Annotated in this window: 23 protein-coding genes; 11 read left to right on the top strand and 12 right to left on the bottom strand. The window is 53.4% G+C overall.

Annotation, left to right across the window (positions count from 1 at the left end):
• Positions 1-3: 3 nt before the first annotated feature.
• Positions 4-1011 (bottom strand): signal peptide peptidase SppA, encoded by a 1008-nt coding sequence (gene sppA / locus NUS69_RS04920; RefSeq protein ID WP_258084675.1) that lies wholly within the window; start codon positions 1009-1011, stop codon positions 4-6.
• Between the two features lie 94 nt (positions 1012-1105).
• Between sppA and NUS69_RS04925 the strand changes: the two genes are divergently transcribed.
• The 3 genes from NUS69_RS04925 to NUS69_RS04935 all read left to right on the top strand — a co-directional run bounded on the left by NUS69_RS04925 (position 1106) and on the right by NUS69_RS04935 (position 2875).
• A complete protein-coding gene (locus tag NUS69_RS04925; RefSeq protein ID WP_258084676.1) occupies positions 1106-1912 on the top strand; it encodes a sugar phosphate isomerase/epimerase family protein in 807 nt (268 codons plus the stop codon).
• A 164-nt stretch (positions 1913-2076) separates the two neighbouring features.
• Complete coding sequence (locus NUS69_RS04930; protein ID WP_258084677.1) at positions 2077-2367, top strand: hypothetical protein; 291 nt, start codon at positions 2077-2079, stop codon at positions 2365-2367.
• 166 nt (positions 2368-2533) lie between these two features.
• Positions 2534-2875, top strand: coding sequence for a hypothetical protein (locus NUS69_RS04935; RefSeq protein ID WP_258084678.1), 342 nt, complete (start codon positions 2534-2536; stop codon positions 2873-2875).
• Between the two features lie 50 nt (positions 2876-2925).
• On the opposite strand, the gene NUS69_RS04940 is transcribed toward NUS69_RS04935, so the two are convergent.
• The 5 genes from NUS69_RS04940 to NUS69_RS04960 all read right to left on the bottom strand — a co-directional run bounded on the left by NUS69_RS04940 (position 2926) and on the right by NUS69_RS04960 (position 6226).
• Positions 2926-3312, bottom strand: coding sequence for a ribonuclease III family protein (locus NUS69_RS04940; protein WP_258084679.1), 387 nt, complete (start codon positions 3310-3312; stop codon positions 2926-2928).
• Positions 3309-4604, bottom strand: coding sequence for a hypothetical protein (locus NUS69_RS04945; RefSeq protein WP_258084680.1), 1296 nt, complete (start codon positions 4602-4604; stop codon positions 3309-3311). The genes NUS69_RS04940 and NUS69_RS04945 overlap by 4 nt, the downstream gene beginning before the upstream one ends.
• Before the next feature lie 122 nt (positions 4605-4726).
• Positions 4727-5014, bottom strand: coding sequence for a DNA-directed RNA polymerase subunit L (locus NUS69_RS04950; protein WP_258084681.1), 288 nt, complete (start codon positions 5012-5014; stop codon positions 4727-4729).
• Positions 5004-5636, bottom strand: a complete 633-nt coding sequence (locus tag NUS69_RS04955; protein WP_258084682.1) for a DUF2067 family protein — start codon at positions 5634-5636, stop codon at positions 5004-5006. Before NUS69_RS04955 ends, NUS69_RS04950 begins: the two co-directional genes overlap by 11 nt.
• Before the next feature lie 2 nt (positions 5637-5638).
• Complete coding sequence (locus tag NUS69_RS04960) at positions 5639-6226, bottom strand: exosome complex RNA-binding protein Csl4 (RefSeq protein WP_258084683.1); 588 nt, start codon at positions 6224-6226, stop codon at positions 5639-5641.
• A 121-nt stretch (positions 6227-6347) separates the two neighbouring features.
• On the opposite strand from NUS69_RS04960, the gene NUS69_RS04965 reads away from it, so the two are divergent.
• Entirely contained in the window at positions 6348-8225 is a 1878-nt protein-coding gene (locus tag NUS69_RS04965) for a threonine--tRNA ligase (RefSeq protein WP_258084684.1), read from the top strand.
• Here the strand turns inward: NUS69_RS04965 and NUS69_RS04970 are convergent.
• From NUS69_RS04970 to NUS69_RS04985, 4 genes are all read right to left on the bottom strand, one after another.
• Complete coding sequence (locus NUS69_RS04970) at positions 8215-8949, bottom strand: hypothetical protein (RefSeq protein WP_258084685.1); 735 nt, start codon at positions 8947-8949, stop codon at positions 8215-8217. The genes NUS69_RS04965 and NUS69_RS04970 overlap by 11 nt on opposite strands.
• 46 nt (positions 8950-8995) lie before the next feature.
• The gene (locus tag NUS69_RS04975; protein ID WP_258084686.1) at positions 8996-9670 is read right to left on the bottom strand and encodes a TBP-interacting protein; all 675 of its coding nucleotides are present in this window, start codon (positions 9668-9670) and stop codon (positions 8996-8998) included.
• Positions 9671-9770: 100 nt separating this feature from the next.
• Positions 9771-10565: a polyprenyl diphosphate synthase gene (uppS, locus tag NUS69_RS04980; RefSeq protein WP_258084965.1), complete on the bottom strand. Its 795-nt coding sequence runs from the start codon at positions 10563-10565 to the stop codon at positions 9771-9773.
• 5 nt (positions 10566-10570) lie between these two features.
• A complete protein-coding gene (locus NUS69_RS04985) occupies positions 10571-11095 on the bottom strand; it encodes a gamma carbonic anhydrase family protein (protein WP_258084966.1) in 525 nt (174 codons plus the stop codon).
• A 71-nt stretch (positions 11096-11166) separates the two neighbouring features.
• Here NUS69_RS04985 and hjc point away from each other — a divergent pair, with 71 nt between their 5' ends.
• The 6 genes from hjc (at position 11167) to NUS69_RS05015 (ending at position 16242) form a co-directional block, all read left to right on the top strand.
• A complete protein-coding gene (hjc, locus tag NUS69_RS04990) occupies positions 11167-11568 on the top strand; it encodes a Holliday junction resolvase Hjc (protein ID WP_258084687.1) in 402 nt (133 codons plus the stop codon).
• Positions 11558-13084, top strand: coding sequence for a hypothetical protein (locus NUS69_RS04995; protein WP_258084688.1), 1527 nt, complete (start codon positions 11558-11560; stop codon positions 13082-13084). The genes hjc and NUS69_RS04995 overlap by 11 nt, the downstream gene beginning before the upstream one ends.
• An 80-nt stretch (positions 13085-13164) precedes the next feature.
• Positions 13165-14202 (top strand): lysyl aminopeptidase, encoded by a 1038-nt coding sequence (locus tag NUS69_RS05000; RefSeq protein ID WP_258084689.1) that lies wholly within the window; start codon positions 13165-13167, stop codon positions 14200-14202.
• Positions 14203-14280: 78 nt separating this feature from the next.
• Positions 14281-14886 carry an archaemetzincin family Zn-dependent metalloprotease gene (locus NUS69_RS05005; RefSeq protein ID WP_258084690.1) on the top strand — a complete coding sequence of 202 codons (606 nt, stop codon included), beginning with the start codon at positions 14281-14283 and terminating at the stop codon, positions 14884-14886.
• Positions 14883-15437 carry a class IV adenylate cyclase gene (gene cyaB / locus NUS69_RS05010; protein WP_258084691.1) on the top strand — a complete coding sequence of 185 codons (555 nt, stop codon included), beginning with the start codon at positions 14883-14885 and terminating at the stop codon, positions 15435-15437. Before NUS69_RS05005 ends, cyaB begins: the two co-directional genes overlap by 4 nt.
• A complete protein-coding gene (locus NUS69_RS05015; RefSeq protein ID WP_258084692.1) occupies positions 15421-16242 on the top strand; it encodes a hypothetical protein in 822 nt (273 codons plus the stop codon). Before cyaB ends, NUS69_RS05015 begins: the two co-directional genes overlap by 17 nt.
• Here the strand turns inward: NUS69_RS05015 and NUS69_RS05020 are convergent.
• Both NUS69_RS05020 and NUS69_RS05025 read right to left on the bottom strand, forming a co-directional pair.
• Positions 16202-17056, bottom strand: a complete 855-nt coding sequence (locus NUS69_RS05020) for an ATP-binding cassette domain-containing protein (protein WP_258084693.1) — start codon at positions 17054-17056, stop codon at positions 16202-16204. The two genes, NUS69_RS05015 and NUS69_RS05020, sit on opposite strands and share 41 nt — an antisense overlap.
• Positions 17053-18534, bottom strand: a complete 1482-nt coding sequence (locus tag NUS69_RS05025; protein WP_258084694.1) for a TrkH family potassium uptake protein — start codon at positions 18532-18534, stop codon at positions 17053-17055. The genes NUS69_RS05020 and NUS69_RS05025 overlap by 4 nt, the downstream gene beginning before the upstream one ends.
• Before the next feature lie 99 nt (positions 18535-18633).
• Here NUS69_RS05025 and map point away from each other — a divergent pair, with 99 nt between their 5' ends.
• Entirely contained in the window at positions 18634-19521 is an 888-nt protein-coding gene (gene map, locus NUS69_RS05030; RefSeq protein ID WP_258084695.1) for a type II methionyl aminopeptidase, read from the top strand.
• The last annotated feature ends 64 nt before the right edge of the window (positions 19522-19585 follow it).

Below are 19585 nucleotides of genomic sequence, written 5' to 3' on the forward strand. Positions count from 1 at the left end.
CCATCACCCCGTTTTTATGTAGGCGTTAACGTATCTCGGGTCAAGGAGAAGGGCGGTGCTCCCGAATATGCCGAAGTCCGAGGGGGTGGAACCTTTGTAGATGACTATCCTCGGGTTGGTGACGTTGAGCATCTTCTCAAGAGTACTAACCGCGTAGTCCAGGTCGCCTGTCTCGTCAACCAAACTCCCGGTAACGTTCATGGCGAACCAAGTTCTTCCGGTTGCGTATTTCTTCGTCTCGTTGATACTCATGCCCCTGCCGTTGCTGACGGCCTGGAGAAAGCCCTGGAAGTAGGTATCAACCATCTCGGTTATCATGGCCCTCTCCTCGTCGGTGAGGCCGCGCCATTCCGCACCCATGTCCTTGTAGGGGCCGGTCTTGAAGACCTCGACCTTTATTCCGTTTGACTCGTAGTTCTGCTGGAGGTTGTAGTGGACGTAGATGACGCCTATGCTCCCGACTTCAGCGAGGGGGTCAGCTATTATCTTCTCCGCCCCCGCGGCTATGTAGTAACCGCCGGAAGCGGCTATGCCCCCAGTGTATGCAACAACGGGCTTCACGAGGTTAAGCTTCCGGACAGTGGAATATATCTCTCTCACGGGCCCAACGTAGCCGCCGGGGCTCTCTATCCACAGAACAACGCCTGCGATGGAATCGTTTTTGGCGATTTCCCTAAGAGTGGGAATGACGCTGAGGGCCGTGTAGTCGTCGATGAGGCCGAAGATGGGGACTATGGCTATCGTGGCGTTACCCTCGGGCATGTTCTTCTGTCTGAGCTGGGCCTTCAGAAAATCAATCTGTCTCTGGAGCTCGTCTATCTGGAGCTGGTAAGCCGTTGAATTACAGCTCACATTTGAGGATCCTTGGACTATTACCGTGGTCGTCACGTTTTCGGGCTTATAACTCCTCAGCTCGGAATTCTGCATGTAGAGCAGGACGACCGCTACGCTCGACGCCGCGAGAAGGAGTATGAGAACGGCAGCAATGTACTTCCAGATGTTTTCTCTCATTCACTCACCCACCTATATCTCCCACCGAAACTTTTAAACCCTGCCCCTCGGTAAGCTTTTATATCCAGCGCTTAACTCTTTTGTAGGTGGTAGCATGGAGATAGGCGTAACGATTTATCCGCACTTCGTCACCAAGGACAAAACCTTGGCATCGGTCTTGGCAGACGTCAAAATAAAGAACTATGATTTCGTCTCAATATTCCCGCACACACTCGGGCTTATTATGAACGGCGTTGTTATGGAGAAGAAGCTTAAGACCATCGAGACGACGCTCCGTGGCGTCGGCATTGACTACATCATCAGGATGCCAACATCAGTAAACCTCCGCGACCACATCTATTACACCAGGCACTTCCGCGTTGCAAGGGCAATAGCGGACGTTGCCATAAAGCTCGGTGCAAAGGTCATTGTAATGCAGAGCGGGAGGACAGGGAGGCTCGACCTTGAGATAGAGGCCATCCAGCAGCTCGCCGATATGGTGGCGCCGTTCAATATAAAGATAGCCCTCGAAAACACCTTCAGCGTCAAGGACACGCTCTACGTGGTTGACAACGTCGAGAGGGAGAACGTCGGCTTCGCCCTCGACGTGGCTCACGCGTTCCTCAGCGCTCAGGGCGATGGGGACAAGCTTCTCGAAGATGTGAAGCTTGGAACGGACAAGACGGTAATACTCATGATACACGACAACTTCGGGAAGCTCTTCCCGCAGGTCGAGCCGGAAGATGCCCTCGCCTACGGTGTCGGCGACCTTCACCTCCTGCCCGGAGAGGGAGGCATACCTTTCGGAAAGGTTCTCAAGCTCTTCGGAGACGTTCCTCTCCTCCTCAAGGTCAAGGACCCCGAGAAGTTCGCGAAGGTTCCAACGAAGCAGGGGTTAATAGAGCTGCTGACGAGTTTGTGATTTTCCGTTTTTTTGCTTAATTTTAATAAAATTTGACTCCAAAAGAGCCGGATGAAAAGTTGAAACACCGAAAAACAGTCCTCATACGAAAACTAAAAAGTAGGGGATGTCCAGTGAAATGGTATTCCACCGCGTTTATAATCTCCTTCGTTTGGCTTTTCTTCTTGCTGTACTACGTTACTGAGTCCATTCTCTGGGGCTTTCTCTTAGCGTTTGTGCCGACATGGCCCCTGTTGACGCTCTGGGTTCTCTGCGATGTAAAAAAGATCGAGAGATGTAGAAAGTTCCCACGGGAACCATATATCATCGGGGACTCAACCGAGATCGAATACCTGACTCCGGAAGAGTTGGAGAAGAGACTGAAGTACAGAAAAGAGCGGGGAAATCCTGAGAAAGAACGGGTTAATGGATCTAAGAGCCAGGAAACAGTCAAACAAGACGCAGTTAGACGTTAAGGTGGTTTAGATGGCCGTTAGTCTTGAGGATTTCTCTTCCTTTCTTTTAATCGTGGTCTCCCCAGTCCTCTTGCTTTCGCTGGCGGTGTTGGTCGGCAACAGGGACGTTATTCACAGAACCAATTTCCGGGAGGGAGCCTCAAAAATATACACTTGGGCGATTATATTGCCAGCGTACTACCTGGCGTTTATATTTGCCTTCCACATGATGGTCAGGTACTACCTGGTGGGTGCGATTATCTTCGTCATTATCACCGTAGGAGTGCTGTACCTAACCGGCAGCCTCAAAAGTGACCCATGCAAGGTGAGGGGAATTTCCAAGCATGACTACGTGCTGTGGAGCATACTCGCGACAATCTACATTCCTCTTCCAGCATACATTATACTCTCTGAGACAGGACTTTCCATTAGTGCAGTCATTTACCTCACAATAACCATCCTCTACTTTGGATACTCTCTCAGCCTCCTCCGGGAGATACGCAAGAACACAGAACCAAAAACCGTGTAATGAAGAGAGGCGAGCCCAATTCATATTGAGAACTCTCTGGGGAAGCATTCCTACAGCCCCAACCTCTCCCCTATTACTTTGAAAACCTCGGCAAAGGCCTTCCCTATTGCCTCCTTTCTCCTTGAGAAGTGCGTAACGTCTTCGGTGAAGTTCTTCCTCAAAATTCCGGCAGCTTCTTCCACCGTTATCTTCCCTTCGAGCCACGCGTAGGCGAATATTGCCTCTGCTATGTCGCCCTTTCCGTGCTTGTCGGTTCTCCGCGGGATAACGTGCCTCAGTCCGGCCAGCTCAAGGGCTATGCTCAGCGATGCGTTCGGAACCCTTTCACCGGTGGGCCTGTCCAGATACTCGCTTAATGCGAGAGAGAAGACGAAGTTGACCAGCGAATCTCCAAACTTTGCGAGCCCCTTGTCGGTGAAGTCTCTCCCATACCTCAAGTTCTCACCCACTCCCTCTCCGAGAGCCAGGCTTTAAGGTTTTTGAGGTAGGGCAGTGTGGCTGACAGTATCACCGCGTAGAGGAGAAGCGTCAGGCCAACGCTGTAGGCAACGTAAGGTTCATCCGAGAATATCCTGAACGTAAGCGAGTCAACGAAGTGGACGAGCGTCCAGTTGGGGTTCTCCACGTGCACGTGGAACCAGAAAGCCGAGGGCTGCATTATCGGCCAGACCCCGGCGTACACAGCGGTAAACAGTGAGAGAATCGTCACGATGCCCCCATCAAAAGCGGCAAGGAGTATCAGGAACGCCACCAGGGGGACGAGGTACTGTGGATTGACGCGCCAGTAGGTGGCGGTGAAGACGGTGTACGCAAGGGCCGTGGAGGCGGCCAGATTTCTGCTAAATACGTGCCTGATAAACACCAGTGGGAGGAGAACGAGAGCCGGGATGTACCAGTACTGGAGAAGAAAAAGGGTGTCCTTTCCCTCCGCCATGTGGAGGTAAGTTGCGAGGCTCGAAATCCCGTTCATGCTGTATGAGACCGGAAGGGTGTAGGAAACTTCCATCCCTCTGAGCAAGTCTGGCAACTCCCTCAGGCTCGATGGACATAGGATTATCATGGGAAGGAACGGAAGAAGGCCGCCGAGCAGGAGAGAGACAATGCGCGGAATGGCCCTCTTGCTCCTCAGAAAGGCGTCCCAGATGGAGAGAAGCGCAGGGAATACCAGCGTGTGCTTGACCGCCAGAGAAAATCCGTAGAGGGCATAGGAGAGGCGCTCCCTCCGTGTCAGGTAAAGGCCAAGGAGGAAAAAGGCAAGCGCAAGTTCATCGAACATCCCGTAAACGGCCGAGACGTGTATCGTTATCGGATTGAGGTAATAGAGGGTAGCGCCAAGGAGGGCAAGCTTTTCGCTTTTCTCGCGGATTAGAAGATACAGGAAAATGGCCACGGCCGTGTCGGCGAGGATGAAAACCAGCTTGACAGAAAAGGCCCACGCCGGGTCGATGTAAACGTAGTAGTTCCCGTCGCGCCAGAAGGCGTTGATTGAGCCGCCGACAAGGTACCTGACCAAGGCGAGCAGGTAAGCCATGACCGGACCGTAGACGTAGGGCCATGGGTAGGGCCAGCCCTTATTCCAGAAGTCGACTGCGTCAGCGTAAGCGTAGAAGCACGCGCGGTGTTCCAGCATAGTCCCGGCAAAGCCGTAGAACTGGGCCAGATCGCTGCCAGCCGAGTAGGGGGCCAGGACGAGCCTTATTGACAGGCCCAGCAGGATGATGACAATCATCAGATGACCCGAACGTTCCAACCATTCCACCCCTAAGGGGGCCGTTAATTTCAACTTGAGGTTAGAAGAGTTCAACATTTAAGGATTTAGGTAGGTGGTGGGGAACAGAAAATGGAAAAGGCTCACTCGCTTATGGCGGCCTTCCAAGCCTCAAGAACGGCCCTGGCCCTGTCGAATATCTTTTGAGCGGCCTCCTCAAGGGCCTTCTCCGGCGTTACCTTGCCGTCGGTGACGATCCTGAACTTCGGCTTCCTGGCCATGAGGACCGGGTGCTCTATGGTGTAGCCCGCGAAGGTCACGTGCTTGTTCTCGTGGAGCACCTCGTTGAGCAGGTTGGCGAAGGTGTGGTCTTCGCCCTCAAGGTAGAACTCAAGGACGTTTTCCTCACGCTTGATGACCTCAATCTTCATTTTCCTCACCCTCTAAGTGCTTAAGGAGCTCTTTCATCGCCTGCTCCTTGTTCTTCACCAGTTCGTATTTAAACTTATCCTCCTTCCACTCGGCCAGACCGAGCTCAACGAGCAGGTCGATGACCTCCATGGGGTCGAGATCCTTGAGAACCGCCACGGGGAGGATGACCTCCCTTATCTGCCTGGTGGTCTGAAGGGAGATGTCCGAGAGGTACTCGCCGAGAGTGCCCGTCAGGGAGACCAGCTCTTCCCACGGCATGGACGTTATCAGCTCGCTCCCCCTCAGTTCAACGGTTTCACCTAGGAGTTCTAAGGTTTTCACAAGTATCGGGGTCGAGACGCTCGCCCCCGCTTCCCGGAGAATGTCGTCTATCGTGTAGCGGTAGAGGCCGCGCCTGTCGGGATACAGCTTAGCCCTGACGCGGCCGTGTATCTCCCGTATCTTGCGGATGGCCTCCCTGATGTCGTCCTTCGTTCCCTGGACGTTTATCTTGAGGTCGTTGAGCTTGGCGTGGACGTAAATGAACGCCGGGAGGCGGATCCTCTGAATCTCTTTCAGGAACTCCTCCTTCTCCCTGTCGTCGCGGACGTGAATCGTTATTACCTTCTTTGCCCTCGCCATGTTCACACCTTCAGTTTTCTATAATAGGCGGACAGCTTTCTGGTCTCAACGTGACCGCAACGGGGACAGATGAGCCTGTCACCGCGCCGGACTAGGGGTGTCCTGCACCGAGAACAGAGGGCGTAAATGACACCCAAGTCATGCCCCCTCGTGGAGAGCTGTATTGGACTCTTCTCGTTCGCTATAACCCTGGCCCTTACGATATCACCGATCTTGAATTCGTTGGACATGCCATCCACGTAGCCCTCCCTCACCTGGGAGATGTGGATTCCTGCGAGCTTCGATGTGGCTATCTCCCTGTCGTTTCTTCCCTCTATTTTAACGAGCTGGACTATCGCCGCCTGGGGCTTGACTTCTATAACCTTGGCTATGACTATGTCGCCAATCTGCGGAAGGGGCGGCGTATCGGTTACGGGTTCAACGCTGATTTCCATCCTGTCCGGGTCTATCCTTACTCTACCGGCTCTGATGGCGTAAAGCTCTCCATTATCCTCCTTAACGCCCTCGCCGGGAAAGTACTCCTCGATTACACCGAGATAGTCTCCTGGGAGAACCAGGTCACCGTTTTTTACGCCTTTCTTTTCATCCATTCTTCCACCTCCATGGAAGTTCCCGCCAGGATTTTTTAAGCCTTTGCCATCTGGGGAGAATTTATAAAGACTGGGGGAAAAGTTTTAGTAATTCCAATTGAGCCTATGGTGGTGGTTAAGGATGAGAATGCTTCTGATACACAGCGACTATTTGGAATACGAGGTAAAAGACAAGGCCCTTAAGAATCCCGAGCCGATAAGCGAGGAGCAGAGGAAGGGCAGACTCGACGAGGTTCTGGCTGTATTCATAAGCGTTGAAAGGGTCGATGAGACCAACCCGGAAGAAGTCGTTGAGAAGGCTCTCACCGAGATTAAGGACGTTGCCGGCCAGGTTAAGGCCAGCAGGGTCTTTGTGTATCCCTTTGCGCACCTCAGCAGCGAGCTTGCAAAGCCGGATGTGGCCCTTGACGTCCTCAGAAAGCTTGAGGAGCGCCTCAGGGAGGAGGGCTTCGAGGTCAAGCGCGCCCCCTTCGGGTATTACAAGGCATTCAAGCTGAGCTGCAAGGGACACCCGCTGGCGGAGCTCAGCAGGACGATAGTTCCAACGGGAGAGGTAAAAGCCGAAGAGGTTCCTGAGGCCCTGAAGAAAGAGGAGGAGCTCGTAAGCTACTGGTACATACTCACCCCAGAGGGCGAGCTGATTGAGGTTGACAAGTTCGACTTCACCGGTCACGAGAACCTCAGGAAGTTCGCCAACTACGAAATAAGCAAGAGCCGGATAGCCGACAGGGAGCCGCCCCACGTCAGGATAATGCTCGACCACGAGCTGGTTGACTACGAGCCCGGAAGCGACCCCGGAAACCTCCGCTATTACCCAAAGGGCAGGCTCATCAAGGGATTGCTTGAGCAGTACGTCACCGAGAAGGTCGTTGAGTACGGAGCCATGGAGGTCGAGACGCCGATTATGTACGACTTCGAACACCCGGCGCTTGAGAAATACCTCAACCGCTTCCCTGCAAGGCAGTACGTCGTCAAGAGCGGAGACAAGAAGTTCTTCCTCCGCTTCGCGGCATGCTTCGGCCAGTTCCTCATCAAGAAGGATGCCACGATAAGCTACAGGCACTTACCGCTCAGGATGTACGAGCTTACGAGATACTCCTTCAGGCGCGAGAAGAGCGGTGAGCTTTCAGGTCTGAGAAGGCTTAGGGCATTCACGATGCCCGATATGCACACTGTCGCCAAAGACCTCAAGCAGGCAATGGCCGAGTTCAAGAAGCAGTACAAGCTCAGCATGGAGGTTCTTAAGGGTGTTGGTTTAACGCCCGAAGATTACGAAGTGGCAATACGCTTCACCAGAGACTTCTGGGAGGCCAACAAGGACTTCGTCGTTGAGCTGGCGAGAATAATCGGCAAACCGGTTCTCATAGAAATGTGGGATCAGAGGTTCTTCTACTTTATCCTCAAGTTTGAGTTCAACTTCGTGGACAACCTCGACAAGGCAGCGGCTTTAAGCACAGTCCAGATAGACGTCGAGAACGCCCAGCGCTTTGGAATAACCTACTACGACGAGGAGGGCAAGGAGAAGCACCCGCTCATACTCCACTGCTCCCCGAGCGGAGCAATCGAGAGGGTCATGTATGCAATCCTTGAGAAGCAGGCAAAACTGCAGGCCAAGGGCGTAAAGCCAATGCTTCCCCTCTGGCTCAGCCCGATACAGGTACGCGTAATCCCAGTCAGCGACGAGGTTCTTGACTATGCCCTCTACGTGGCGGGGAAGCTTGAAGGGGCGAAGATAAGGGTTGACGTCGACGACACCGGCGACAGGCTCAACAAGAAGATAAGGAAGGCCGAGAAGGAGTGGATACCCTACGTCATCGTCGTCGGCAGGAACGAGAAGGAGCAGAACACGATAACCGTCAGGAGAAGGAGCGACGGAAAGCAGGTAGAAATGCAGCTCGAAGACCTGATAAAGGAGATAAGGAGCCAGACCGAGGGCTTTCCGTATAAGCCGAGGCCCCTGCCGCTCCTCCTATCAAAGAGGCCCAAGTTTAGGGGCTGATTTTTCTTACCCTCAGCTTTTCCATCCCCTTTCTCTTTGTAACGCGGAACGAGTACATCTCCGGTTCAAAGTCCTCGTAAGGTGCGGATAGCAGATACAGTGATTCTTTAAGCCCCGTTTCTTCAAGCCAGGACTTGGCAAGGATCACATAATCGCTTATCCCCGAAACCCACGCCACAAACCTGGTCGAGACAACGTCTCTGTTGAGGGCCAGCACCAGTATGGAGTCTGGAAGCTGGTGGGTTCTGGATGCGAGGGTCTGGTTGAGAAGCTTCAGAGTATTGTCCTCCCCTAGGAGCAGAGAGACTCCATCGAGGGTGTAAACCAGACGGAAAACCGGTCGGTCTTGAATGAGGTCCTTCAGGTGGGTGTTGTATATGCGGTCTATCTTTGGATTGAGGGTCTCCGGCTCGACTTTGTCCAGATAAAAAACGTTTGGAATGGACTCCCTTGAGCCGTATCTTGTTCCAAAGAGATCTATAACAGCCACATCGCCATTTCGAAGTGCCCTTTCCATATCAAAGCCAACCGTGCTCGCTTTCCTTATGAACGACCTGATGGGGCCCAAGTAGTTGGATATTATACTGACGCGGCCGTTCTCAACCGCGTGCCTGAGGAGAAGGAGGGGTATCCTCCAAGCGGAAGAATAGGCGTCGTAGACAATGCTGACGGTGGAACCCGGGAGGTATTCCTCCCGAAAGAGGTCGATGACGTTCATTTCCATTCGCCTTCCCCCCATAAAGTTGAGGGGAAGAACATTGTAAAGTACATCATGTCCCCGTCATACCCGCCATTATCTCGTCGAGGAAGTCCTTTGCCTCCTCGCTGAACTCCTTGAGGGGAACCTCCTTACCGTACTTGTCGTAGATTTTGCCGTCTCTGAAGTTTATTTCAAAGACCTCATAGCGCTCTTCACTCTGCTCGTGGTGTTTTATCCCGTGCCCCTTGAGGTGCCTCTCAAGGCTCTCGACGTCAACGTACTTTCCGCATTCCCTGCACTTGTAGAACTGCCAGAATACGTAGTCCTGGCCGGCGAGCATGTTGTTCTTGATGTGGTTGATGAGAGCCCCGCCGAGGTACTCGTAGAAGTCCTCCTGGATTAAACCCCCATCGTTCTCGACTACCTTGAACCCGCTCCAGACTATGTGGTCGTTTATATCCGCCAGGGTTGCCTTAAGATAGCGGTATGTGAGTATGAAGACCCCGTTGTGGACGAAAAAGACGCTCTTGTCTGGTATGGCTATTATCCTTATCCCCTTGGCCCCGTTTTCGGCCATCTTCTCAGCATGCTCCCTGTTGTCGGCGACCTCTATTGTGACCCTGACGTTGCTCTTCTTGTGGACCCCGATGATGCTCTCACCGTTTATCTCCCAGTGATAGTCATCCAGGTATCTCACCTGGGCATAGACCTTCTTGATCCTCGGACTCAGCTCACCGTAGGCCATTAATCACCACCGTGAGGAAATCGTGCCCAACGTTAATAAGCTTTAGCGGAAAATTTTAAAAAGGGTCGTTCTGGGTGGGGAAGCGAGCGATGGAGAAACGCTACCTTCCGAAGCGCCTCTGCCTCTTCTGGTACTCGCGGATGATTCTGAGGAAGTCTATCTTCCTGAACTCGGGGAAGTAAACGTCAACAAAGAAGAGCTCGCTGTAGGCGATTTGATACAGGAGGAAGTTGCTTATCCTCTCCTCCCCGCCGGTCCTTATGACTATGTCTGGGTCGGGCATGTTGGGATAGTACAGGTACTCCTTTATGAGCTCCTCATCAACGTCCTCCGGCTTTATCCTTCCGGCCAGAGCATCCCTTACGATGTCCCGCACGGCATCGGCTATTTCGCTCCTTCCCCCGTAGGCAAGGGCGATGTTGAGGGTATAGTTGCCGTACTTCCGCGTGGCCTTCTCCGCCTCCTCCGCGGCTCTCCTGACGTTCTCAGGCAAGAGTTCCTTCCTCCCAAGGACGTTCACCCGGATTCCGTACTTGTGAACCCTCTCATCCTCCACGAGCTCCTTGAACTTCTCCTCGAAGAGGTTCATGAGGGCGTTTACCTCCTCGGGAGTTCTCTTGAAGTTCTCGGTGGAGAAGGCGTAAACGGTAAGCGTCCTTATGTCGAGCTCGCGGCACCACTCAAGTATCTCCTCAAGCTTCCGGGAGCCGAAAAGGTGGCCGTACCACGGGGGCTTCTCCAGCTTCCGCGCCCATCTCCTGTTTCCGTCCATTATTATGGCCACGTGCTTCGGGATTCTCCCGGACTTAACCCTGTCCAGAAGGTAGCTTTCGTAGAGGTCATAGACGGGCTTGAATAAAATGTGGGGAACGTGGGAGAGGAGGCGGGAAATCATGACCATCACTCAATTTTTTTCCTGCCTGAGAGATGCATCTCGGCAAGCTCGATGTAAATCTCGGCGTTCTTCTTCGTCCACTCGATTTCCTCCTCGCTGAGCTGCCTGACGACTTTGCCGGGAACGCCGACGACCAGGCTGTAGTCCGGTATCTCCTTGCCGGGCGGCACGAGAGCGCCGGCGCCGATGACGACGTGCTTGCCTATCTTCGCTCCGTCAAGTATGACGGCACCCATACCTATGATGGTGTAGTCGCCTATTTCAGCGCCGTGAACCACTGCATTGTGACCGATGGTGACGTACTTGCCTATTATGGTGGGCTGTCCATGGGAGGTGTGTATGCTGACGTTGTCCTGGATGTTAGAGCCTTCGCCGACATGGATTCTCTCTATGTCACCCCTCAGAACAGCCGACGGCCAGACGCTTGTCTTTGCCTCAAGAACGACATCGCCTATGACCGAAGCGGTCTCATCGATGAAAGCGGTCTCGTGAATTTTAGGCTTCTTTCCGGCCAACTCATAAATCGCCATGTCAATCACCGGCCTTAACTCCTCGACATAGCTTATAAACCTAACCGGGCAATATAGGATGAGGGAGTGCAATGAAGTACAGAAGGGGTGCGGGCGCGGAAAGGGAGCTTATAAAGATGCTCGAAAAGGCCGGTTTCGCGGTGGTGCGCTCCGCCGGGAGCAAGAAGGTCGATATCGTGGCCGGCAACGGAAAGGTTCACCTCTGCATAGAGGTGAAGAGTACCAGAGAGGAAAGGCTCTACTTCAGCAGAGAGGATTATGAAAAGCTCGTCTCCTTTGCAGGAAAGTTCGGCGCAAAGCCGGTTATAGCGGTCAAGTTCATAAACAACGGCTGGCGTTTCTTCCTGCCGGAGAGCCTCGAAAAAAGCGGCAAAAACTATAAGGTCAGCCTGCAAACAAAGAACTATCTTACCTTTGACGAAGTTATCGGAAGGCAGAGGTCCCTCGAAGGGGTGGTAAGGGGTGAAGTCTAAGGCCATACTGCTGATAATCCTGCTGATCCCGATTTTTCTCCCGAGGGTGAGCGCCCAGTCGCCTCTTGTAATCGTCCCGCTCAACGACAACTTTACCGGTGTCCCGGGAGATACCATAATAATTCCCTTCCAGCTCAGGAATCTGGGAAACCAGACCGTATCAAACGTTACAGTGTACGTTACCGGCCCCGCGGAGGGTTTTCTATACGGAAGCAAGGTCATCAGGGAGCCCATTGAACCGAATGGCACAGTTCAGGATACAATATCCGTCAAACTCCTCAACCTCGACCCGGGAAGGTACAACCTGACCATCGTGGCCAGAGCGGGTTCAAGCTACTCGGAGGCCAGGATAACGATCAGCGTGAAGACTCTGGTGGACTACGCCCTGAGGATAGACGTCAACGATGAGTACACCTACGGCAGCAACGTTACGGCACTGCTTAAGATAACGTCCCAGGCAAACGGGGTCATCATAGGCAGACTCGGGTACACCCTCTCACGCGATGGAACCGTTCTGGAGACGTTTACCACGACCATATACCTCAGACCCGGAGAGAGCTGGGTTAAGGAGCTGAAGTTAACGACTCCCAGAGTCGGGGACTACTCGGTGTACTTCTGGGCCAACTTCAGCGGAAGGTTCAAGAGCAAGAGGGCAACGTTCCGCGTTTATCAGAGAAATCTGAGGTACGATGCGTACTTCAAGGACGGAGCAATATACGTCCACGTTTACGACGAAAACAGGCAGGGAGTGCCGGACATCTCCGTTAAGATAAACGGAATCCCCTTCAAAACAGACGACGGTGGAACGGTCTCATACCTTGTGGAGAAGCCGGGAACATACGAAGTCGTTCTGAATCTCGATGGAAAGATAGTGACGACCTTCGTCGAGGTCAGAAAGCTCTTTTTGAGCGCCACCCAGGAAAACGAGACCCTCCTGGTGAGGGTGGTGGACTCGACCGGAAAGCCGGTTCCTAACATAACCGTCACCGCTTCAGGGCCCCTCGGAAAGGACTACTCGGCAACGAACTCATCCGGTATCGCCGAGATAGACCTGGAAAAAACGGGTTACGGAACTATAATGCTCCGCGCGGAGAGCAGCAGGTACATGGGAGGGGAAACCAGTGTGAAAGTTGCCCCGCCGGCTAAGCCAACGCAGACCCCAACGACTACCACCACTCCACCGGCCGTCACAACGACGACTCCGGCGAAGCCCCCAAAGAACTACGGGCCGCTGGCGGCGATACTGCTGATAGCGGGTGTTCTGCTGGCTGGAACATCTTACTTAGCCTTCTTCAGGCCGATAATCCAGGAGGAGATGCTGGACAGGTATTACTTCGTCAAGGTTAGAGCGCCAAAGCTCAGGGTCATGGAGGGATTCAGGTTCGAGAAGGGTGTCAACGCAATAGAGGTCAAGGCCACCAAGGGAAGGGCGGAGATCAAGGACGGGCTCATTGTGTGGGAGATAGAGCACCTTGAGCCCGAGGAGGAGGCCTACCTGCAGGTCATCCTGGGCTGAGTCCCCCTATCTTTTTCTTTCGCAAACCTTATTAACACGGGCAAACACATTCAGATGGTAATCTAAAGGAGGCGAAAGCCATGGTGGACATGGAACTGCTTAAGAAGGTCGTCGAAGCCCCCGGAGTTTCTGGGTATGAGTTCCTTGGAATAAGGGACGTCGTCATCGAGGCCCTGAAGGATTACGTCGACGAGATTTACGTCGACAGGCTCGGCAACGTCATCGCCCACAAAAAGGGAAACGGTCCGAAAGTTATGGTAGCGGCGCACATGGACAAGATAGGCGTTATGGTGAACCACATCGATAAGGAGGGCTACCTCCACATTGTCCGCGTCGGCGGTGTTGACCCGAGAACCCTGGTTGCCCAGAGGATAAGGTTCTTCACCGAGAAGGGCGAGCGTTATGGGGTGGTAGGCCACATACCGCCGCACCTCCAGAAGCCGGAGGACAGGAAGAAGGCCGCTGACTGGGACACCATCGTTGTGGACGTTGGAGCCGACAGCAAAGAGGAAGCCGAGGAGATGGGATTCAGGGTTGGAACCATCGGCGAGTTTGCGCCTGCATTCGTTCGGCTCAATGAGAACAGGATTGCTACGCCGTATCTCGACGACCGTGTCTGCCTTTACGCTATGATAGAGACGGCCAGGGCCGTCGAGAACCATGAGGCCGACATATACTTCGTCGCTTCCGTCCAGGAGGAAGTTGGACTGAGAGGGGCGCGCGTTGCCAGCTATGCGATCAACCCGGAAATAGGCATAGCAATGGACGTCACCTTCGCCAAGCAGGTTGGGGACAAGGGCAAAATAGTTCCGAAGCTTGGCGGCGGGCCGGTGATGGACGTTGGCCCGAACATAAACCCGAAGGTTCGTGCCTTTGCCGACGAGGTCGCCAAGAAGTACGAGATTCCACTCCAGGTTGAGGCCTCCCCGAGGCCGACGGGGACCGACGCCAACATCATGCAGATCAACCGCGAGGGTGTCGCCACCGCAGTTCTCAGCATTCCCATACGCTACATGCACAGCCAGGTCGAGACGGCCGACCTCAGGGACATCGACATGACGATTAGGCTTGCCAAGCACTTCCTTGAGGAGCTCCGGGAGATGGATCTCACCCCGTGAGCGACCTCACCCCGTAAGATTTTTCCTTCTCTTTCTTCCCGGGAAAGGTTTATCTCCTCTGCCACGAATTAGATACTGATGTGGGGCGTGAACACCGGACTGAAAGGAGACTTCCCACCACATACTCGGACGATACTTCTGGTGCCCGTAGGGGCCGTTGAGGAATACATTCTGCGGGCAGTCACCAGGTTTGTTGATTCATACTACTCAAGGTTCGGTTTTTCCATCGAGAGGGCAGACGTCCTTCCTGAAGAAGAATTTCTGGGAGCGTATAACCCCCTGAGACGCCAGTACATTGGAAGGGCTTTCCTTCCGGTGCTCCATGATATCGGTAAAAAGGAAGGGGCGCGTGCCGTGCTGGGGATAACCCGGCTTGACCTGTATGAAGAGGGCCTGAACTTCATCTTCGGCCTTGCCCACACAGGACTCAGGACTGCCATCGTCTCGACGTTCAGACTGAGGCCGGAGTTCTATGGGGAGGAACCCAACGAGGAACTCTACATAGAGCGGGCTGTCAAGGAATCGATGCACGAGCTGGGTCACGTCTTTGGCCTACCCCACTGCCCGAACAAGAGGTGCGTAATGCACTTCTCAAACTCCATCATTGACACCGACATTAAAGACGCCCTTTACTGCCCCACCTGTCTGAAACGGATTGAAAAAAGTCTGGGGGCGAAACCATGATAGAGATCGAGGTTAAGGGATACGCAGACGACGGGGTCTTTGAAAGGGTTCGGGAAAGATTTAAGCTGATAAGAACCGAGTACCATGAGGACACGTACTTCCGCCACCCCTGTCGGGACTTCGCCGAAACGGACGAGGCGCTGAGGATAAGGATAAGGCGCTTCAACGGACATTTTGAGGCCTTTCTAACGTACAAGGGGCCAAAAATAGACAGGAACTCAAAGACTAGGAAGGAGATAGAGGTTCAAATAAGTGACCCGGATAAGCACCTTGAAATTCTGGAGAGCCTGGGCTTTGAGGAGGTTCTCACAATAGAGAAGACCCGGGAAAAGTACTACGTGGACAAGGGCATCATAATAGACCTTGATGAAGTCAACGGCCTGGGCAAGTTCATAGAAATCGAGGCACTGGCCGAGGGAGAGGAGGTAGTGGAAGAGACCGTGAGGATACTCAGGGAGATTTTGGAGTCCCTGGGGGTTAAAAAGTTCGAGAGGCGCTCGTATCTGGAGCTGATGCTCCAAAAGGAGGTGGATCATGGGGAAGCTGGATGAGTTCTTCAAGTCCCTGAGTGAAAGGAGGAAAAAATCGGAGCTTGAGGTGCTTGAGGAGATTGAAGATGCCCTCAGAATGGGTGAGATAGATAGGGCTATTGAACTCACAGGAGAACTTGAGAGCGAATCCAACCTCTTCCTCGCCCTGAGGATGCTCCTGCGCTCAATACTTGAGAGACTCAGGGAAGCCAGGGAAAAGGGAGAACTGGACGATATGGGGCGGATGACTGAGAGGGTAAAGGAACTTATACCAACTGTTAACTCCCTCCTCAATCCACGTTACAGGGCGCTACTCCTGGGCGATCTGGCTGTTCTGTTCTATCTTCTCAACGATGAGCTTAATGGGGATATCGCCCTGAGAACCGCAATAAACCTCGCCAGAGACAGCGCCGACATAGTCAGGGACATCCTGATGGGGCTCATAAACTCCGGTCTCCTCAGAAAAGCCGGCTACGCCATGAAGATGGTCCGCGAACCTGAAAAGCTGGACGTTGTGCTGGTTCATCTGGCCGAGATGTTCTACCGTGCGGGAGACGTTGAAAAGGCCAGGCTCATAATCGAACACATCTCAAGCGCGTTCCACAGGGCGATGGCTCTATACTATCTGGCCGAGATTGAGGGAGATAGAAACAGGGAGGAAGCCCTCAGAATACTGGAGGCGGCATTCAAGATCGCGGAGGATATAGAGGATCCTGAGGCAAGGTTTGAAGTCATGCTTAAACTCTACGACCTCAAACACTCCCTACTCGGGCAGTCGCTCAATCTCAAGGATGTCCTGTCCAAGAGAGAAGCTCCTCCTCAGTAAGGGCAGGAGCTTTGATAACTCCCCTCTTCCTAAGCTCGTGGGAGATCTCAAGGCTTGGGGGCAGTTTTATCCCGAGTTTCTTCAGAGTTTCGACCTCCTCCGCAAGCTCCCTTGGGGTGCCCTCCATTATCACATGCCCACCGTCCATAACGAGAACCCTGTCGGCAAAGCGGAGTATGTAGTCCGTGTGATGCTCGACCAGAATCACTGTCATGCCGTGCTCTTTCCGGAGAAGGGATATCAATCCCAGAACCTCTCTTCTCCCAACGGGGTCCAGCTGGGACGTCGGCTCATCAAGAACCAGAACCGCAGGCTCCATGGCCAGAACGGAAGCTATGGCAAGCCTCTGCTGCTGGCCGCCGCTGAGGTTGGGCGGAAATTCTCGCTCAAGACCACTCAGTCCGGTTACCTCCAGCACCCAGCGGAGACGCCTCAGTATCTCGTTCCTTTCCAACCCGAGGTTTTCGAGCCCAAAGGCTATCTCCTCCTCGACCGTCATGTTGAAGAGCTGGCTCTCTGGATTCTGAAGAACAAGGCCAATCACCGTGGAGAGTCTTGAGACGGGTGTTTCCTTCGTGTTGTACTCCTCACCCGTCCTTGGATCCCTTATCACCACATCACCCGAGAACTCCCCCTTTATAGATTGGGGGATGATGCCGTTGAGGGTCAGACAGAGGGTCGATTTTCCACTTCCGCTCGGTCCGATTATCCCCAACATCTCTCCTTTCCTGACCTCAAAGCTGACATCCTTCAGTGAGTATTCAGCGGCCCTTCTGTACCTGAAGCTGAGGTTCTCCACGGTGATGACGTTCATCTCCTGCTCACCATCCTCGGGGCCAGGAAGAACACGCTTATTATGAAGACGAGGGTCGAGAATATCTCCAGCCTCCCTATCCACATGTGGAGTATCAGAAGTATCTTCATGTCAACTGGTAGTGCCGGGGAGGTTATGCCTACGCTGAGTCCAACGTTGCCCTGGGCAGATGCGACCTCAAAGAAAGAATCCGTGAGGCTTGTCCCAATGCGGAGCATCGTGTAGACGGTTCCTATGAGCAGGAACGCAAAGTATGTCATGGTGAAGCTCATGACCTCCTGGATGTCCTCCTCGCTGAATATATAGTTACCCACCTTCCTCTTGATAACGGCACCCTTTGGCAGTATGGCGCTCTGGAGGGTCCATTTCAAGCTCTCGTACATCAGTATGACACGTATGAGCTTTATACCACCCGCGGTACTTCCTGCACCGCCGCCTATCACCATGAGAATTCCTAGGATGAACTTGCCCAGCTCCGGGTACTTGCTCAGGTCTGCGATTCCAAATCCGGTACATGTTATAGCCGAAACCGAGTGGAAAACCGCCTGTCTCAGGGCATCACCTATGGTATCTCCAACCTGGGTGAGACTGAGGGCTATAACCGCTATCGCCGGGAGCAGAAAGATGAACATGTACTTAACCTGGACGTCCTCGAAGAAGGGCTTGAGATGCCTGTCCTTGAAGAGACGGTAGTGAACAGTGAAGTTTACGGCACCCATTATCATGAGGAATATCGTAACTGCCTCTATCGATGTGCTGTTGAAGAATCCAATGCTCAGGTCGTGACTGCTCATACCACCAGTGCCAAGACCTGTCATGGAGTGTATAACAGCATCGAATAAGGGCATGCCATTTATGTAGTAGAGGTACACACCCACAAGGGTGAGGACAAGGTATATCTGGAAGATGACCTTCGATGTGTTGACCAGGTTGGGAACTATCCTCTCGCTCCGTGCCTCGGCGCGGTAGAGCCTTGCGGCGGCAACACCAGGGCGGATGAGAACCGTCAACGCGACGAGCACAATGCCTATACCACCGAGCCACTGCATCCAGGAACGCCAGAAGAGGATTATATGGGGGTAGCTCTCCAGGTTGCTCATCATAGTAAGGCCAGTTCCTGTCCAGGCGCTCATGCTCTCGAAGTACGAGTCAACAAAGGACATATTGGCTATGTAGATGAAGGGTATAACGCTTATGAAGGAGGCAAAGAGCCACGTAAAGGCCGCAGAAACCATAGCCTGCCTCAGATTAACATCCTCCACCTTCCCCATATGCCTAGCCAGCCATGCCCCAAGGAGTATCGAGAAGACTCCGGGGAGGGCAAAGTAAACGACGTACCTTATTTCATCGGGGTAGAACCATGCGAGCAACACCGGAAAGAGGTATGCCAGCCCCACACCCTGAAGGATCGCCCCGATGAGATTTTTAACCACGAAGATGTCATCCGAGATGTTAATGTACTTCCTGAGCTCTAGCATGGGCCCACCGTAGAGGTAGGGTCTGCATTAAATAAAAGGTTTTTCCCGGAGTGGAAAGGTTTAAGGGGATATGTGGCCTTTTTATCCCGGTGATAGAAAGTGGAGGAGAGAGATGCTCTCATAAAGGCGGGAGAGATAGCAAGGCGGGTGAAAAAAGAAGTCTCAGACATGATAAAACCCGGGGTAAAGCTCTACGATATTGCTGAGTTCGTGGAAAGGCGCATAGTGGAACTTGGGGGAAAACCTGCCTTCCCCTGTAATCTCTCAATAAACGAAATCGCGGCCCACTACACCCCATACAAAGGCGATGATACCATACTCAGGGAGGGGGATTACCTAAAGGTGGACATAGGTGTCCACGTTGATGGGTACATAGCGGACACGGCAGTAACCTTCAGGGTTGGTATGGAGGAAGACGACTTAATGGCGGCATCAAAGGAAGCCCTCGAAAACGCCATCAGCGTGATACGCGCGGGCGTCAAAATCAGCGAGATTGGGAAGGCCATAGAGGAAACAATACGGGGCTACGGCTTCAACCCGATAGTCAACCTCAGCGGCCACAAGATAGAGCGCTACAAGCTTCACTCCGGCATAAGCATACCGAACATCTACCGCCCTGCAGACACCTACGTCCTCAAGGAGGGGGACGTCATAGCGATAGAGCCCTTCGCGACCACCGGTGCCGGACAGGTTATCGAGATCCCCCCGGCGCTTATATTCATGCACATCCGCGACAGGCCGGTAAGAATGGCACAGGCCAGGAGGCTTCTCATGCACATAAAGAAGGAGTACAACGGACTCCCCTTCGCCTACCGCTGGCTGCAGGGGTTCATGCCTGAGGGACAGCTCAAACTGGCTCTGGCCCAGCTGGACAGGGTTGGTGCCGTGTACAGCTATCAGATACTCAGGGAAGTCCGCGGCGGCCTGGTGAGCCAGTTCGAGCACACGGTTATAGTGGAAAAGGATGGGGCGTACATAACGACCTGAACCCCTTTCTTCTTTTGTAGATTTGCTGAAAACAGGCTCCGGGATCTCAAGTCCATGCTTTTGA

The organism is Thermococcus thermotolerans (genome assembly GCF_024707485.1).
Taxonomy (GTDB): Archaea; Methanobacteriota_B; Thermococci; order Thermococcales; family Thermococcaceae; genus Thermococcus; species Thermococcus thermotolerans.

What these genes read in the sequence shown, in the direction of transcription:
- sppA (WP_258084675.1), bottom strand. Translation starts at nt 1,011, where the DNA reads ATGAGAGAAAACATCTGGAAGTACATTGCTGCCGTTCTCATACTCCTT.
- NUS69_RS04925 (WP_258084676.1), top strand. Translation starts at nt 1,106, where the DNA reads ATGGAGATAGGCGTAACGATTTATCCGCACTTCGTCACCAAGGACAAA.
- NUS69_RS04945 (WP_258084680.1), bottom strand. Translation starts at nt 4,604, where the DNA reads ATGATTGTCATCATCCTGCTGGGCCTGTCAATAAGGCTCGTCCTGGCC.
- NUS69_RS04950 (WP_258084681.1), bottom strand. Translation starts at nt 5,014, where the DNA reads ATGAAGATTGAGGTCATCAAGCGTGAGGAAAACGTCCTTGAGTTCTAC.
- NUS69_RS04955 (WP_258084682.1), bottom strand. Translation starts at nt 5,636, where the DNA reads ATGGCGAGGGCAAAGAAGGTAATAACGATTCACGTCCGCGACGACAGG.
- NUS69_RS04960 (WP_258084683.1), bottom strand. Translation starts at nt 6,226, where the DNA reads ATGGATGAAAAGAAAGGCGTAAAAAACGGTGACCTGGTTCTCCCAGGA.
- NUS69_RS04965 (WP_258084684.1), top strand. Translation starts at nt 6,348, where the DNA reads ATGAGAATGCTTCTGATACACAGCGACTATTTGGAATACGAGGTAAAA.
- NUS69_RS04970 (WP_258084685.1), bottom strand. Translation starts at nt 8,949, where the DNA reads ATGGAAATGAACGTCATCGACCTCTTTCGGGAGGAATACCTCCCGGGT.
- NUS69_RS04975 (WP_258084686.1), bottom strand. Translation starts at nt 9,670, where the DNA reads ATGGCCTACGGTGAGCTGAGTCCGAGGATCAAGAAGGTCTATGCCCAG.
- uppS (WP_258084965.1), bottom strand. Translation starts at nt 10,565, where the DNA reads ATGATTTCCCGCCTCCTCTCCCACGTTCCCCACATTTTATTCAAGCCC.
- NUS69_RS04985 (WP_258084966.1), bottom strand. Translation starts at nt 11,095, where the DNA reads ATGGCGATTTATGAGTTGGCCGGAAAGAAGCCTAAAATTCACGAGACC.
- hjc (WP_258084687.1), top strand. Translation starts at nt 11,167, where the DNA reads ATGAAGTACAGAAGGGGTGCGGGCGCGGAAAGGGAGCTTATAAAGATG.
- NUS69_RS05000 (WP_258084689.1), top strand. Translation starts at nt 13,165, where the DNA reads ATGGTGGACATGGAACTGCTTAAGAAGGTCGTCGAAGCCCCCGGAGTT.
- NUS69_RS05005 (WP_258084690.1), top strand. Translation starts at nt 14,281, where the DNA reads ATGTGGGGCGTGAACACCGGACTGAAAGGAGACTTCCCACCACATACT.
- cyaB (WP_258084691.1), top strand. Translation starts at nt 14,883, where the DNA reads ATGATAGAGATCGAGGTTAAGGGATACGCAGACGACGGGGTCTTTGAA.
- NUS69_RS05015 (WP_258084692.1), top strand. Translation starts at nt 15,421, where the DNA reads ATGGGGAAGCTGGATGAGTTCTTCAAGTCCCTGAGTGAAAGGAGGAAA.
- NUS69_RS05020 (WP_258084693.1), bottom strand. Translation starts at nt 17,056, where the DNA reads ATGAACGTCATCACCGTGGAGAACCTCAGCTTCAGGTACAGAAGGGCC.
- NUS69_RS05025 (WP_258084694.1), bottom strand. Translation starts at nt 18,534, where the DNA reads ATGCTAGAGCTCAGGAAGTACATTAACATCTCGGATGACATCTTCGTG.